Annotated in this window: 15 protein-coding genes; 8 read left to right on the top strand and 7 right to left on the bottom strand. The window is 65.7% G+C overall.

Annotated elements, in window-relative coordinates; all coding sequences use genetic code 11:
- Positions 1-14 precede the first annotated feature (14 nt).
- Both CH249_RS28095 and CH249_RS24025 read right to left on the bottom strand, forming a co-directional pair.
- Positions 15-182, bottom strand: coding sequence for a DUF5302 domain-containing protein (locus CH249_RS28095; RefSeq protein WP_170946045.1), 168 nt, complete (start codon positions 180-182; stop codon positions 15-17).
- Between the two features lie 113 nt (positions 183-295).
- Positions 296-1,024 (bottom strand): IclR family transcriptional regulator, encoded by a 729-nt coding sequence (locus tag CH249_RS24025; protein ID WP_094631797.1) that lies wholly within the window; start codon positions 1,022-1,024, stop codon positions 296-298.
- Positions 1,025-1,174: 150 nt separating this feature from the next.
- On the opposite strand from CH249_RS24025, the gene leuC reads away from it, so the two are divergent.
- The 3 genes from leuC (at position 1,175) to CH249_RS24010 (ending at position 4,099) form a co-directional block, all read left to right on the top strand.
- Positions 1,175-2,599 carry a 3-isopropylmalate dehydratase large subunit gene (leuC, locus tag CH249_RS24020; protein ID WP_032398343.1) on the top strand — a complete coding sequence of 475 codons (1,425 nt, stop codon included), beginning with the start codon at positions 1,175-1,177 and terminating at the stop codon, positions 2,597-2,599.
- A gap of 44 nt (positions 2,600-2,643) precedes the next feature.
- Entirely contained in the window at positions 2,644-3,261 is a 618-nt protein-coding gene (leuD, locus tag CH249_RS24015) for a 3-isopropylmalate dehydratase small subunit (protein WP_032397767.1), read from the top strand.
- A gap of 148 nt (positions 3,262-3,409) precedes the next feature.
- Complete coding sequence (locus tag CH249_RS24010; RefSeq protein WP_032397768.1) at positions 3,410-4,099, top strand: HU family DNA-binding protein; 690 nt, start codon at positions 3,410-3,412, stop codon at positions 4,097-4,099.
- A 95-nt stretch (positions 4,100-4,194) separates the two neighbouring features.
- Here the strand turns inward: CH249_RS24010 and CH249_RS24005 are convergent, their stop codons facing one another.
- From CH249_RS24005 to cofC, 3 genes are all read right to left on the bottom strand, one after another.
- Complete coding sequence (locus CH249_RS24005) at positions 4,195-5,130, bottom strand: NUDIX hydrolase (RefSeq protein ID WP_032397769.1); 936 nt, start codon at positions 5,128-5,130, stop codon at positions 4,195-4,197.
- Positions 5,130-7,250, bottom strand: a complete 2,121-nt coding sequence (locus tag CH249_RS24000) for an RNA degradosome polyphosphate kinase (protein ID WP_230597037.1) — start codon at positions 7,248-7,250, stop codon at positions 5,130-5,132. Before CH249_RS24000 ends, CH249_RS24005 begins: the two co-directional genes overlap by 1 nt.
- Before the next feature lie 193 nt (positions 7,251-7,443).
- Positions 7,444-8,208, bottom strand: a complete 765-nt coding sequence (gene cofC / locus CH249_RS23995; RefSeq protein ID WP_371828404.1) for a 2-phospho-L-lactate guanylyltransferase — start codon at positions 8,206-8,208, stop codon at positions 7,444-7,446.
- A gap of 102 nt (positions 8,209-8,310) precedes the next feature.
- On the opposite strand from cofC, the gene CH249_RS23990 reads away from it, so the two are divergent.
- Both CH249_RS23990 and CH249_RS23985 read left to right on the top strand, forming a co-directional pair.
- Positions 8,311-9,309, top strand: a complete 999-nt coding sequence (locus CH249_RS23990) for an NAD(P)H-dependent glycerol-3-phosphate dehydrogenase (RefSeq protein ID WP_032397770.1) — start codon at positions 8,311-8,313, stop codon at positions 9,307-9,309.
- A 73-nt stretch (positions 9,310-9,382) separates the two neighbouring features.
- Complete coding sequence (locus tag CH249_RS23985; protein ID WP_045199902.1) at positions 9,383-10,489, top strand: D-alanine--D-alanine ligase family protein; 1,107 nt, start codon at positions 9,383-9,385, stop codon at positions 10,487-10,489.
- 18 nt (positions 10,490-10,507) lie between these two features.
- Here CH249_RS23985 and CH249_RS23980 read toward each other — a convergent pair whose 3' ends face one another.
- Together CH249_RS23980 and CH249_RS23975 are read right to left on the bottom strand one after the other, a co-directional pair.
- Positions 10,508-11,113 carry a DUF3515 domain-containing protein gene (locus tag CH249_RS23980; protein ID WP_032397771.1) on the bottom strand — a complete coding sequence of 202 codons (606 nt, stop codon included), beginning with the start codon at positions 11,111-11,113 and terminating at the stop codon, positions 10,508-10,510.
- A 3-nt stretch (positions 11,114-11,116) separates the two neighbouring features.
- Positions 11,117-11,365: an Lrp/AsnC ligand binding domain-containing protein gene (locus CH249_RS23975; RefSeq protein WP_094648103.1), complete on the bottom strand. Its 249-nt coding sequence runs from the start codon at positions 11,363-11,365 to the stop codon at positions 11,117-11,119.
- Between the two features lie 191 nt (positions 11,366-11,556).
- Between CH249_RS23975 and CH249_RS23970 the strand changes: the two genes are divergently transcribed.
- From CH249_RS23970 to CH249_RS23960, 3 genes are read left to right on the top strand one after another with little or no spacing between them, the layout of a single operon-like run.
- A complete protein-coding gene (locus tag CH249_RS23970; protein WP_306436636.1) occupies positions 11,557-12,546 on the top strand; it encodes a thiamine-phosphate kinase in 990 nt (329 codons plus the stop codon).
- A 38-nt stretch (positions 12,547-12,584) separates the two neighbouring features.
- Positions 12,585-13,109 (top strand): gamma carbonic anhydrase family protein, encoded by a 525-nt coding sequence (locus CH249_RS23965; RefSeq protein ID WP_094682869.1) that lies wholly within the window; start codon positions 12,585-12,587, stop codon positions 13,107-13,109.
- Positions 13,106-13,798, top strand: coding sequence for a uracil-DNA glycosylase (locus tag CH249_RS23960; RefSeq protein ID WP_032397775.1), 693 nt, complete (start codon positions 13,106-13,108; stop codon positions 13,796-13,798). Before CH249_RS23965 ends, CH249_RS23960 begins: the two co-directional genes overlap by 4 nt.
- The last annotated feature ends 5 nt before the right edge of the window (positions 13,799-13,803 follow it).

Below are 13,803 nucleotides of genomic sequence, written 5' to 3'. Positions count from 1 at the left end.
TCGGTGTGGGCGTCTCAGACGCTCTTGCGGCGGAACATCTTCTGATGGTCGGCCGGACCGTGAGCGTTGTTGACCTTCGGCCCACCGTCCTTGTGTTCGACGGAATTGTGGGACTTGCTGTTCTTCTGTTCCAGGACTTCGCGGAATTTCTTCTTCAGTTCTTCACTGCCGGATTCGGGCATGGGTGACTCCTCGCAGTCGACGACCGGCCGGGTAGGCCGCTCGAGACGAAGGTACCCCACTCTCGCAGCGCGATCAGCTGGTTTTCCTCGGGCCGTGAGGTCTGCGCCCTGCCTCAGAGTCGCTTGTGCAGTGCGTCCGCGGCCGCCAGGAGATCGGCTGCCCAGCGCGCTCCGGGCTTGCGCCCGATTCGATCGATCGGTCCCGACACCGAGATCGCCGCCACCACAGCGTCGTTGCTGTCGCGCACCGGCGCGGCAACGCTCGCGACGCCCGGTTCGCGCTCGCCCGCACTCTGCGCCCAACCGCGCCGTCGAACCTCGAGGAGGGTGCGCTCACCGAATTCCGCATCGGGCAGAACTGTTCGTTGAGTCTGTGAATCTGCCCATGCGAGAAGCACTTTGGCACCCGACCCGGCCGTCATCGGCAGGCGTGCTCCGACGAGCACGGTGTCTCGAAGTCCGGTCGGCGGCTCCATGGACGCCACGCACACCCGCACCGTTCCTTCGCGCCGATAGATCTGCACACTCTCGCCGGTGATCTCGCGTAGGCGGGGGAGTACCGAGGCAGCAGCATCGAGGAGGGCATCCGATGCGCTCGCCGCGAGCTCGCCCAGTCCCGGCCCGGTCCGCCACAGGCCGTCGGCATCTCGTACCAGAAGCCGGTGGGTCTCCAGGCCGACCGCGAGCCGGTGGGCCGTGGCCCTGGGCAGGCTCGTTCGAGCGCACAGATCGCCCAGATTGCAGGGCTTCTCGGCCACCGCGTGCAGCACCGCCATCGCCTTGTCGAGGACACCGATACCGCTCGATTTGTCGACGAGGCCATTGGGGCTATGCTGTCTCATAGAACGATATTAGCCTCCCGCATGCTGAGATTGCACAACTACGACATCTTCGGTGCGCGCCGGGGGCATGATGTCGAGACGATCACGCGAGGTGAACCAGCCCGTTCACCGGCGCGACGACGACAGGGAAAGACGAGGTCCGCGACAGCGATGTCCGAAACACCGAAGACTTTGGCGGAGAAGGTATGGGACCAGCATGTGGTGGTCCGAGGCGGCGGCGAAGGCGGGGCGCGTGAGCCGGATCTGATCTACATCGACCTCCATCTGGTGCACGAGGTGACGAGCCCGCAGGCGTTCGACGGACTTCGGTTGGCCGGCCGCGGGCTCCGTCGTCCCGATCTGACGATCGCGACCGAGGACCACAACGTCCCGACGGCCGACATCTTCGCGCCCATCGCCGATCTGGTCTCGCGCACGCAGGTCGACACCCTTCGACGCAACTGCGAGGAATTCGGTGTTCGGCTCTACCCGATGGGCGATCTCGATCAGGGCATCGTGCACATCATCGGCCCACAGCTGGGTCTCACCCAGCCCGGCATGACCGTGGTGTGCGGAGACAGTCACACCTCGACGCACGGTGCCTTCGGCTCGATCGCAATGGGCATCGGCACCAGTGAGGTCGAGCACGTCATGGCCACGCAGACCTTGTCGCTGCGTCCTTTCAAGACGATGGCCATCACCGTCGACGGAGAACTCGCCCCCGGTGTGACGAGCAAGGATCTCATCCTCGCCGTCATCGCACAGATCGGCACCGGCGGCGGTCAGGGCTACGTCCTCGAATACCGCGGTGAGGCCATTCGCAAGCTGTCGATGGAAGCGCGAATGACCATCTGCAACATGTCGATCGAAGCCGGAGCGCGGGCAGGCATGATCGCACCCGACGAGGTCACCTACGAGTACCTGAAGGGACGCCCGCACGCTCCTCGGGGAGCCGACTGGGATGCGGCGGTGGCCGCGTGGAACGAATTGGCGACCGATCCGGATGCGGTGTTCGACAACGAGGTCCACATCGACGCCGACACGTTGACGCCGTTCGTCACGTGGGGAACGAATCCGGGTCAGGGTGCGCCACTTGGCGATACGGTGCCCGATCCGGAGGCGATGGTCGACGAGAGCGAGCGGGTGGCAGCCCAGAAGGCCTTGCAGTACATGGGTCTGGAAGCGGGAACGCCCATCCGCGATATCGCCGTCGACACCGTGTTCGTCGGCTCGTGCACCAACGGCCGAATCGAGGATCTGCGGGCCGTCGCGTCCGTTCTCGAAGGACACCGGGTTGCCGACGGAGTGCGAATGCTGGTGGTACCGGGTTCCATGCGGGTGCGAGCGCAGGCCGAGGAGGAAGGTCTGGGTGAGATATTCACGGCCGCAGGAGCGGAGTGGCGTCAGGCCGGTTGCTCGATGTGCCTGGGAATGAACCCGGACCAATTGGCGTCGGGCGAGAGATCGGCGTCGACGTCCAACCGCAATTTCGAGGGTAGGCAGGGCAAGGGTGGGCGCACCCATCTCGTGTCACCGTTGGTAGCAGCGGCAACGGCAATCCGTGGAACCCTGTCGTCTCCGGCGGATCTCGCGTAAACGCGTCTTCGCTCGGATCGATCGAACTCAGAGGAGCACATTCGATGGAAGCTTTCACTCGACACACCGGTATCGGAGTTCCGCTCCGGCGGTCCAACGTCGACACCGACCAGATAATCCCCGCGGTCTACCTCAAGCGCGTCACGCGCACCGGATTCGAGGACGGGTTGTTCGCCGCCTGGCGCTCGGACCCGAACTTCGTGTTGAACCTCGAGCCCTACGACCGAGGCTCGGTGCTCGTTGCCGGGCCCGACTTCGGTACGGGATCGTCACGCGAGCATGCCGTCTGGGCACTCTCGGACTTCGGATTTCGGGTCGTGATCGCCTCCCGTTTCGCCGATATCTTCCGCGGAAACTCGGGTAAGGCCGGGCTGCTGGCTGCCGAAGTGGATCAATCCGACGTCGAATTGCTGTGGAAAGCCTTAGAAGAACAGCCCGGTCTGGAAATAATTGTCGACCTCGTCGACAAGACCGTAACGGCTGGAACGTTGGTGGTGCCCTTTGCGATTGACGACTACACGCGGTGGCGTCTGCTGGAGGGCCTGGACGACATCGGATTGACATTACGCCAGGTAGAGGCCATTACGGAGTACGAAAAGTCAAGGCCTTCATACAAACCCCTGACCCTTCCGGCGCGGATCGAGACACCCGCCGAAAGCTGATCGGCGGCGGTCCGACACGCTTTGCGGCCGTGAATCATTCCGCGACACCAGAATGAAAATTGGCGTGGCGCATAGACTCTTGACGACTTGGGGTTTACCGTTGTAGTAGTCGGTCCGACGATGGGCCACCATATAGCGGAGGAAATCCATGAACAAGGCAGAGCTGATTGACGCCCTGACCGAGAAGTTGGGGTCTGATAGGCGGAGCGCCACAGAGGCTGTCGAGAACATCGTCGACACCATCGTGCGCGCAGTGCACCGCGGCGAGAGTGTCACGATCACGGGCTTCGGCGTGTTCGAGCAGCGTCGTCGCGCAGCCCGCGTCGCCCGTAACCCCCGCACCGGCGAGACCGTTCGCGTGAAGCCGACCAACGTTCCGGCATTCCGTCCGGGTGCGCAGTTCAAGGCCGTCATCGCCGGTGGGCAGAAGCTGCCCGCCACCGGTCCTGCCGTCAAGCGCGGTGCCGCTGCGGCTCCGGCCAAGAAGACTGCGGCTGCGAAGAAGACGGCTGCGAAGAAGGCTGCCGTGAAGACGACCGCCCGCAAGGCAACCACCGCTGCCGCCAAGAAGGCAGCGCCGGCCAAGACCACTGCTCGTAAGGCAGCGGCTCCCGCGAAGACCGCCGCCAAGAAGGCAGCTCCCGCGAAGACCACCGCACGCAAGACCGTTGCGAAGAAGGCTCCGGCCAAGACGACTGCGCGCAAGGCCGCAACGACTGCTGCTCCCGCCAAGAAGGCTCCGGCCAAGACAGCGGCCAAGAAGACCGTCGCCAAGAAGGCTCCGGCCAAGAAGGCACCGGCCAAGAAGGCCCCCGCGAAGCGCGCAGCGAAGAAGTAGAGCCTGCCTGCTTCACGTATGACAGTGTGAACACCGCGGAAGGCCCCCGACTCGAACATCGAGTCGGGGGCCTTCCGTCGTTGGTGTTGCGCCGCTCAGCCGTCGGCGGTGAGGGTGGGCAACGGACTGGCGATGTGGTCGGCAGCGATGAGCCGACCGTCACGGCGCGAGAGCACCCAAACACTACCCTTACGATTTCGGTTGGCAGGCAACGTGATTCCGTCTTTCTCCGCCCACCATCGCATCAGGTCGGGAATCACCTTTCCCTGGCTGCAGACAACAGGGGTGCCGGGCAGTTCGGCTATGTCGCGAGCGCGATGTCGCCCCTTGCGAGGGTCGTCGGCGTAGCCTTCCTCGGACAGCAGATGCTCGGGAGTGATGTCCACCCCCAACGATTCGGCGAACGGAGCGACTGTCTGGACGCATCGAGCGCGGTCGGCTGCGTACACGGAATCACCGCCGAAGGCACGAAGCAGCGAGACCAAGGATTGGGCCTGCCGCCGTCCGGTCCTGTCGAGCGGACGGTCGACATCGTTGCCCTTGAACCGCGAGCGCGACCCGGCACTGCCGTGACGAACCAGCAGCACCGTCGAGGTGTCGGCAGGCTTGGCCACGAACCGGCGAAGGATCTTGTGGTCCATGGGGTACGAGAGTTCGCGGCCGACGTCCTCGGGTGCCACCCAGCGCAGTTCGTCCACCTCGACATTGGGGACGAACTCGCCCCCGGTGACCTCGGCCGCCCAGTACAGCACCTTCTTGACCCGACGGTGCCCCGGAATCGGGTAGGTGACGTAGGACAGCGACCGCCCCAGTCGTGAGTCGAATCCGGTCTCCTCCTTCACCTCTCGGACCGCTGCGTCGACAGCTGTCTCGCCGGGATCGAGCTTGCCCTTGGGGAACGACCAGTCGTCGTACTTGGGCCTGTGCACCAAGGCGACCTCGACGCCGGAGTCGCCGCTCGGTGAACGACGCCACAGGATCGAGCCGGCCGCAAAGATGTTGGCGCGGGGAGAACCGTCGGAAGTGCCCATCAGGACGCCTGATTCCTCCGACTGCGCATCAGGTCGACCTGATGTTCACGAACCTTCTCGCCCCGAGCAGGTGAGGCGACCCAGCCGCCGTCCGGTCCCAACTCCCAGCATCGAGTGGTGGGGTCGAGGGCGGAATCGAAGATGTCGCTGAGCTGGTTCGCCAGTCGGGGATCCTTGACCTGAGCCATCACCTCCACTCGGCGATCGAGGTTGCGGTGCATCATGTCTGCGCTGCCGATCCAGAACTCGTCCGCACCCTGGAAATGCAGAACCCGTGAGTGTTCGAGGAATCGACCGAGGATGGAACGAACTTCGATGTTCTCCGACAGCCCGGGAACTCCTGGCTTGAGCGCACAAATTCCGCGCACCACCACCTTCACCGGCACTCCGGCAATCGATGCTCGGTAGAGCGCGTCGATGACCTGCTCGTCGACCAAGGCGTTGGCCTTGAGGCGAATTCCGGCCGCACGGCCACTCTTGAGGTGTTCGACCTCCGCTTCGATGCGCTCGACGATGCCGCGCCGCACCCCGTACGGAGCGACCAGAAGGTTGCGGTACTTGGACTTTCGCGAGTATCCGGTCAGCGAGTTGAACAGATCGGTGAGGTCGGCCCCGATTTCGGGCGATGACGTCAGCAGGCCCACGTCCTCGTAGATACGCGCTGTCTTGGGGTTGTAGTTGCCGGTACCGATGTGGCAGTACCGGCGAATGACCGACCCCTCTCGGCGCACCACCAGGCAGGTCTTGCAGTGCGTCTTGAGGCCGACGAGGCCGTAGACCACGTGCACGCCCGCCTTTTCGAGCTTGCGTGCCCACTCGATGTTGGCTTGTTCGTCGAAACGCGCCTTGATCTCGACCAGTGCAACGACCTGCTTGCCCGCTCCGGCCGCGTCGACGAGTGCGTTGACGATCGGCGAATCTCCCGAGGTGCGATAGAGAGTCTGCTTGATGGCGAGCACCTGAGGATCGGCCGCTGCTTGCTCGATGAAGCGTTGGACGCTGGTGGAGAAGGAATCGTACGGATGGTGCACCAGGACGTCGCCGTCGCGCAGAGTCGAGAACACGCTCTTGGGGGTCTCGCGTTCACCGAACGCGGGGTGGGTGGCAGGAACGAAGGGTGCGTCCTTGAGGTTGGGGCGGTCGACGCTGTAGACCTGCCACAGGCAGGACAGATCCAGCAGTCCGGGAACCTGGATGACATCGCCGGGATCGACGTCGAGCTCACGCAGCAGCAGTTCGAGCATGTGCTCGGTCATGTCGTCGGCGATCTCGAGACGGACCGGCGAGCCGAAGCGCCGCCGAGCGAGTTCTCGCTCCAGAGCCTGCAGCAGGTCCTCGTCGCGGTCTTCCTCGACCTCGAAATCGGCGTTGCGCGTGATCCGGAACGCGTGGGACTCGACGACCTCCATGCCGGGGAAGAGCACATGGAGGTGAGCGGAGATCAACTCCTCCATCGACAGGAAGGCGTCGATGCGGTGAGTGCCCTCGCCGCGCTTGACGCGCACGAAGCGATCGACGTTGTCGGGGACCTTGACGCGGGCGAAGTGCTCCCCGGTCGTGGAGTAGTCCTTCACTGTCACAGCGAGATTGAGGCTCAGGCCGCTGATGTAGGGGAACGGGTGCGCCGGGTCGACGGCCAGCGGTGTGAGAACCGGGAACACCTGTTCGGTGAAGTAGTCCGACAGTCGCGCACGTTCGTCGCTGTCCAGATCGGACCACCGGATGATCGCGATGCCCTCGGCGGTGAGCTCGGGCAGAATCGAATCCAGCAGCACTCGCGCGTGTTTGAGCGCAAGTTCCTGGGTGCGCTGCCCGATCACCGCCAGCTGTTCGCGAGGAGTCATTCCGTCGGCCGATCGAACCGACAGACCGGTTTCGTCGCGACGTTTGAGACCGGCGACCCGGACCATGTAGAACTCGTCGAGATTGGACGCGTAGATGGCGAGAAACTTCGCCCGCTCCAGCAAGGGCAGCGAGGAGTCCTCGGCGAGAGCGAGGACACGCGAGTTGAAATCGAGCCAGCTCAATTCTCGGTTGAGATAGCGATTTTCGGGAAGAACGGTCGCAGCGTCCACCGATTCCGGTGTGGCGGCCGGTAGTGCGGACGGGATGCTCGGCATCGTCGACGCGATCGGCGCGCTCCACGCCGGCTCCGAGCCTGCGGCCTTTCCTGTCTCGATCGGCGGATCCTGGTTCGCTGGCTGCACGTCGTCTTTGCTCACCGCACGATCATCCCCCATACCCGGCGTCGGTGAAACTCCGATGGCCGAACTCGGGTCGGTGTTCACCCGGCTGCCGTGGCGGTCCCTACCGTCACGCAGTCGTCGCGGATGCCTCGTCGTTCCACCCGAGCGAGTGGAGAACGGCCGCCGTCGCCGGTCCGACTCCCAGACGATGCGCTCTGCGGACGTCGTCGGCGGTGTCCACGTCCAGTCGAAGGCCAGGCCACTCGCCGTCGAGTTCCCGTGCGCCCGAGGCGGTATGGCGGCGTGCGGAGTCCGGTCCGAACAGCGGTGTCAACTCGTCGGGGGAATCCTTGAGGATCAGGGCAGCGGTTCCCGTGCCGTGATGATCGACCACGAGTGATCTGCCTCCCCGCCGGGCGCGCTCGTAGGCCTGGGCGAGTTCTGTCGAACGCATCGCCGGAAGGTCTGCCTGCAACGCGATGATGTCGACGTGGCCCGCGCTGACGGTCTCGTCCCCATCGACGTCCGCGCCGACGTGACCGTGACGCAGTACGTGCGCCGCGGCCGCGAACGCGTGATTGAGGCGTTCGTCCGGTTGCAGTGCCGGATCGCGGACCGGTTCGTCGAACACCCGTGCACCGATTCTGCGGGCGGTGTCCGCGACGAGAGGATCCGGGGTGACCACCGTGACCGAATCGACCGCCGACACCGAGTCTGCGGCGGCCACGGTGTCGCTGAGCATCGCGAGCACCAATCGTGTCCGGTCGGGTGCCGAGAACTCCGCCGCCAGGCGCGACTTCGCCGTGGCCAGATCCTTCACCGCGATGAGAACCCTGACGACGCGGTCGCCGTCATCGTCTCGTGATGCACCCATGGTGCTCGATCCTGCCAGCGTCATGGATCTGTGCCGACTCCGACCGCCCGAGCAGGTCTGCGAGTTAGGGTGATGCGCGCGTGGACAGGGCATCGGCGAAGTAGGCGAGGGGTTGGCGGAATGAGCAGAGCAGCGGTATTGGGGTCGGGTTCGTGGGGCACCGCATTCGCCAAGGTGTTGGCCGATGCCGGAACGGACGTCACCATGTGGGCCCGCCGTGAGGAACTCGCCGCATCCATCACCGACGACCACGAGAACAAGGACTACCTTGCGGGAATCGAGCTGCCGTCCTCGATTCGCGCGACGAGTGATCCCGTCCGTGCACTCGACGGAGCCGACATCGTGGTGCTGGCCGTGCCCTCACAGAGTCTGCGGGCCAATCTGGGGGCGTGGACCGACTCGATTCCGCCGCACGCGACGCTGCTCTCCCTGGCGAAGGGGATCGAGACCGGAACGCTCATGCGGATGAGCCAGGTGATCTCTCAGGTCACCGGTGCGGATCCCAGCCGGGTCGCGTGCCTGTCCGGTCCCAACCTCGCGCGCCCGATCGCCGAGGGACAGCCCGCCGCGACGGTCATCGCGTGCTCCGACTCCCAGCGTGCCCTCGAGATTCAGAAATCCTGTGCCACAGGATATTTCAGGCCCTACACGAACAGCGATGTCATCGGTGCCGAGATCGGGGGTGCCTGCAAGAACGTCATCGCCCTCGCGTGCGGGATGGCCGCAGGCGTCGGATACGGCGAGAACACCCTCGCGTCGATCATGACCAGGGGCCTGGCCGAGATCATCCGCCTCGGAGTAGCACTCGGTGCCAAGCCGTCGACGCTGTCGGGCCTGGCCGGCGTGGGCGACCTGGTCGCCACCTGCTCGTCCCCCCTCTCGCGTAATCGCACGTTCGGAGAACGACTGGGTTCGGGTGGCTCCCTCGAGAGTGCGCAGGAAGCAGCGCACGGGCAGGTTGCCGAAGGCGTCAAGTCGTGCACCTCGGTCCGGGCGCTCGCCGAGAGTTACGACGTCGAGATGCCGCTGACCGACGCCGTGCATCGCGTCTGTCACGGCGGCATGTCCGTACCGGATGCGGTCGGGCACCTGCTGGGACGTCGCATCAAGCCCGAGTGAGGCAGTGATCGCGGTCTCGCGACGAACAGGGCGAATCCGCGTTCGACGAGCCGCGGCGGTACGGTTTCTCATCGTGAGTACTCCCCGCATCAAAGTTGCCGTCGTCTTCGGGGGCCGCAGCAGCGAGCACGCTGTGTCCTGTGTATCGGCAGGTAGCGTGCTGCAGAACCTCGATCCGGCCAGGTACGAGGTGGTTCCCGTGGGAATCACCCCGGACGGTGCGTGGGTACTCGGCTCCTCCGACATCGACGCGCTGACGATTCACGACCGCGTCCTGCCCACCGTGGACAAGACCGGGGCAGCGCTCGCTCTCAGTACGGACCCGGGTCACGCCGGAGCTCTACTCGCCCTCGGCGAGGGGGAAGGCGGGACGGTGCTCGCATCCGTCGACGTCGTGTTCCCGGTTCTGCACGGACCGTACGGCGAGGACGGCACCCTGCAGGGTCTGCTCGAGTTGGCAGGCGTTCCGTATGTCGGGCCGGGCGTGCTGGCCAGCGCTGCGGGGATGGACAAGGAATTCACCAAGAAGCTGCTCGGTGCCGAGGGATTGCCGATCGGTCGCCAGGTGGTACTCCGACGCGGTGTCGACGACCTGACGGCAGGCGAGCGTGACCGAATCGGCCTGCCCGCATTCGTCAAGCCGGCCCGAGGCGGATCGTCCATCGGAATCTCGCGTATCACCGCGTGGGACCAACTCCCCACCGCGATCGCCGTCGCACGCGAACACGACCCCAAGGTCATCGTCGAAGGCATGATCCACGGCCGCGAGGTCGAGTGCGGAGTGCTCGAATTTCCCGACGGCACCGTGCGCGCGAGCGCCATCGCCGAGATCCGAATTCCCGACGCGGACATCGACGATCATGCCTTCTACGATTTCGACACAAAGTATCTCGACGATGTCAGTGAGTTCGACATCCCGGCTGCCCTCGACGACGCCACGAGCGACCGCATTCGTGAACTCGCCGTCGCCGCCTTCCGCGCGTTGGACTGCCAGGGTCTGGCGCGGGTGGATTTCTTCGTCACCGAGAACGGCCCGGTCATCAACGAGATCAACACCATGCCCGGATTCACCTCGATCTCGATGTACCCCAAGATGTGGGCCGAATCGGGCGTCGACTACCCGACGCTGATCGCCACCCTGATCGACACCGCTCTCGCCCGCGGTACAGGTTTGCGTTAGAGCTGTTGCGGCCCGGCGCTACTGCAACGGAGCCGGGTCGAGAGGTTGCTGGGGCAGCGCGCCCGACACGGCGGAGGACGCGTCCTGCAACGGGGTGGGGCCCGAGTCGCCCGGAATCGTCAGGGCAACGTACACACCGCGATCGACGACGAACCACGTGCTGGCGTCGATCCCGTCGTCTGCGCCGGACACCTCGAACCACTGAACGCCGTTGATCACCTGAAGCGGCGCGGCCACATCGAACCCGATCGGCCGGGGCAGACCGCAGCGCAACACGACCGGCTCGGCGTTCTCCTCGGCCGAGACCCACGCGCGGACTCCGACCGGGGCCGGGTCGGCCAGTTCGGCTCTCGTGTAGTCGCCGAGGTCTTCGGGCAGGGCGTCGAGCAGCGACGTGCACTGCGCACTCGCGGCATCGGGGGAGTCGACCGGGCCGAGCGCGACCGGATCGAGGACGGGTGAGCGATTCACCGCGATGGCGGCAACCAGAACTCCGACGACGAGCGCGACCGGTAGCGCGATCGCGGTGGCGATGACTGCGGGATGGCGCTGCTCGCGAGTGCCCTCGGTCTCGGCGGGGCCGTCTTCGGTGCCGGCGTCGTTGCCGGTGTCGGGTGAATTCACGAGCTATCCGACGGACGTCGTCGACCGAGGGGCCACGGGGCAGGTGAGGGTGCGAGTGATGGCATCGACCTTTTGGATGCGAGAGACGATCTCGGCGATCCGGGCGTCGGAGGCACCGTCGGCGCGCGCGATCACGTCGTAGGGCCCGACCACTGCCTCGGCCGACACGACACCGTCGACGGCCTCGATCTGTTGTGCGACGGCCGTCGCACGACCGACCTCGGTCTGAACGAGAACGAATGCTTGCACCATCGGTGGTCCCTTTCCCCTGCCGGACTTCTCGACTGTAGGTTGGTTCGACTACGTTCTCTTCGCACGTAACCTGCTGCATCGGTACTGTCCCGACCGCCGCTAAAAGGTACCGCAGGCGCGGCACTCGCTCCGCGCGAGACCGTCGCTCACGCACCGCGTTCTCAGGGAGGAACATCATCGACGACACCGTCATCGACTCGGCCACCGGCAGCGAGCGCACCGTCGCTCAGGTCGGCGAATTCGACGTGATCGCTCGGGCCATCACGGGCCGCGAGCAGCCGTCGTCGACCATCGTCGGGCCCGGCGACGACGCAGCCGTGGTCGCCGCGTCCGACGGTCGGATCGCGGCATCGACCGATATGTTGGTGCACGGCAGGCACTTTCGGCTCGACTGGTCGAGTCCGATACAGATCGGCCGCAAGGCGATTGCGCAGAACGGCGCGGACATCGCCGCGATGGGCGCGCAGTGCTCGGGTTTTCTCGTCTCCCTCGGATGCCCGGCCGACACTCCGGTGAGCGTGACCGACGGTCTCAACGAGGGCATGTGGCGCGAGGCGGTTGCTGCGGGATCGGCCGTCGTCGGTGGCGATGTGGTGCAATCGCCGGAGCTGGTGATCTCGATCACCGCGCTGGGCGATCTCCAGGGCCGGGCCCCGGTTCTTCGATCGGGGGCGCGTGCCGGTGATGTGATCGCCTATGCGGGGCGGCTCGGCTGGTCCGCGGCCGGCCTGGCCCTGCTGCTCGGCGACCGGGACGGAACGGGCCACGACGCCGTGTTGGACGCACACCGAGTGCCCGTCCCGCCGTACCGCGCCGGGATCGACGCCGCAGAGGCGGGTGCGACCTCGCTCACCGACGTCTCCGACGGGCTGCTGGCCGATCTCGGCCACATCGCCGACGCATCGGGCGTTCTCGTCGACCTCGATCCCGACCTGCTGGAGATCCCCGTCGAACTGCGTTCGGCAGCAACGCTGATGGGGCACGATCCGCTGGAGTGGGTACTGACCGGAGGCGAGGATCACGCGCTCGTCGGCACCTTCCCCGACGCCGCCGCCGTTCCCGGGGGATGGACGGTGATCGGCCGCGTCGAGCACGGAGACGGTGCGCCTGCGGGTCGAGTGACGGTCGGCGGACGCGTCCACGCGGGTAGCTCGGGATGGTCGAGTTTCGAGGGCGAGTGAACGCGGGTCGGGTCGGTCGAGTCGGCTAAGTTGCAGAGATGGCTATCTATGCGCTCGGTGATCGCGAACCCGACATCCACCCCGACGCCTACGTTCATCCCGACGCCGTCGTCATCGGAGCGGTGACCTTGGCTGCCGGATCGTCGGTGTGGCCCACTGCGGTTCTGCGGGCCGACTACGGCACCATCTCGATCGGCGAGGGCACCAACGTGCAGGACGGGACCGTGGTTCACTGCACTCCGATCGACGCAACGGTCATCGGTTCCGGGTGCGTACTGGGCCACAATGCGCACGTCGAGGGTGCGACCATCGGGGACAACTGCCTCATCGCGTCGGGCTCGGTGGTACTGAACGGATCGAAGATCGGGGCGGGCTCGATCGTCGGTGCAGGCGCGGTGGTGCCGTTCAAGTTCGTCGTTCCCGAACGTTCCATGGCGCTCGGCGTGCCCGCCAAGATCCGCGAGGGCTACCAGGTTCCCGAGGGGCATGTCGACATCAACGTGCAGATGTACTCCGCCAATGCCGCGTGCTACCGCGACGCGCTGCGCCGGATCGACCGGTGACGCCCCGGCCGCTGTCCGAGAGCGTCGAGTCGGGCTGGGCTGCTGCCCTCGCTCCGGTCGAGACGAATGTCGCTGCGATGGGCGACTTCCTGCGAGCCGAACTCGCCGCCGGACGGCACTACCTGCCCGCGGGTGAGAACGTGCTGCGCGCTTTTCGCTACCCCTTCGATCGGGTTCGCGTGCTCATCGTCGGTCAGGATCCGTATCCCACGCCGGGACACGCAGTGGGCCTGAGCTTCTCTGTCGCGCCCGACGTGCGACCCGTACCGCGGAGTCTGAGCAACATCTTCAAGGAGTATTCCGACGATCTCGGTCTGCCCACGCCGAGCACCGGCGATCTCACACCCTGGTCGGAGCAGGGAGTGATGTTGCTCAACAGGGTGCTCACCGTCGAACCGTCGCAGGCGGCGTCACACCGCAAGAAGGGCTGGGAAGCGGTGACCGAGCAGGCGATTCGGGCATTGGTCGCCCGAGCGGAGAACCCCGACGCGCCCGGACTGGTGGCAGTTCTCTGGGGACGTGACGCGGCAACCCTGAAGCCGATGCTCGGGTCGGTGCCCTTCATCGAATCCGCTCATCCGTCACCGCTGTCCGCCTCACGCGGTTTCTTCGGATCCAAGCCCTTCAGCCGCGTCAACGAACTGTTGGTCGAAGGCGGAGACGAACCGATCGACTGGACGTTGCCGTGACCGGT

Origin of the sequence: Rhodococcus sp. 05-2255-3B1, from assembly GCF_002258545.1 — a bacterium.
Taxonomy (GTDB): domain Bacteria; phylum Actinomycetota; class Actinomycetes; order Mycobacteriales; family Mycobacteriaceae; genus Rhodococcoides.
The sequence above is the reverse complement of the archived record's forward strand: the minus strand, read 5'-3'. Positions and strand labels throughout refer to the sequence as shown.

What these genes read in the sequence shown, in the direction of transcription:
- CH249_RS23965 (WP_094682869.1), top strand. Translation starts at nt 12,585, where the DNA reads ATGGCTATCTATGCGCTCGGTGATCGCGAACCCGACATCCACCCCGAC.
- CH249_RS28095 (WP_170946045.1), bottom strand. Translation starts at nt 182, where the DNA reads ATGCCCGAATCCGGCAGTGAAGAACTGAAGAAGAAATTCCGCGAAGTC.
- CH249_RS23975 (WP_094648103.1), bottom strand. Translation starts at nt 11,365, where the DNA reads ATGGTGCAAGCATTCGTTCTCGTTCAGACCGAGGTCGGTCGTGCGACG.
- leuD (WP_032397767.1), top strand. Translation starts at nt 2,644, where the DNA reads ATGGAAGCTTTCACTCGACACACCGGTATCGGAGTTCCGCTCCGGCGG.
- CH249_RS23990 (WP_032397770.1), top strand. Translation starts at nt 8,311, where the DNA reads ATGAGCAGAGCAGCGGTATTGGGGTCGGGTTCGTGGGGCACCGCATTC.
- CH249_RS24005 (WP_032397769.1), bottom strand. Translation starts at nt 5,130, where the DNA reads ATGGGCACTTCCGACGGTTCTCCCCGCGCCAACATCTTTGCGGCCGGC.
- CH249_RS24010 (WP_032397768.1), top strand. Translation starts at nt 3,410, where the DNA reads ATGAACAAGGCAGAGCTGATTGACGCCCTGACCGAGAAGTTGGGGTCT.
- leuC (WP_032398343.1), top strand. Translation starts at nt 1,175, where the DNA reads ATGTCCGAAACACCGAAGACTTTGGCGGAGAAGGTATGGGACCAGCAT.
- CH249_RS24000 (WP_230597037.1), bottom strand. Translation starts at nt 7,250, where the DNA reads ATGCCGAGCATCCCGTCCGCACTACCGGCCGCCACACCGGAATCGGTG.
- CH249_RS24025 (WP_094631797.1), bottom strand. Translation starts at nt 1,024, where the DNA reads ATGAGACAGCATAGCCCCAATGGCCTCGTCGACAAATCGAGCGGTATC.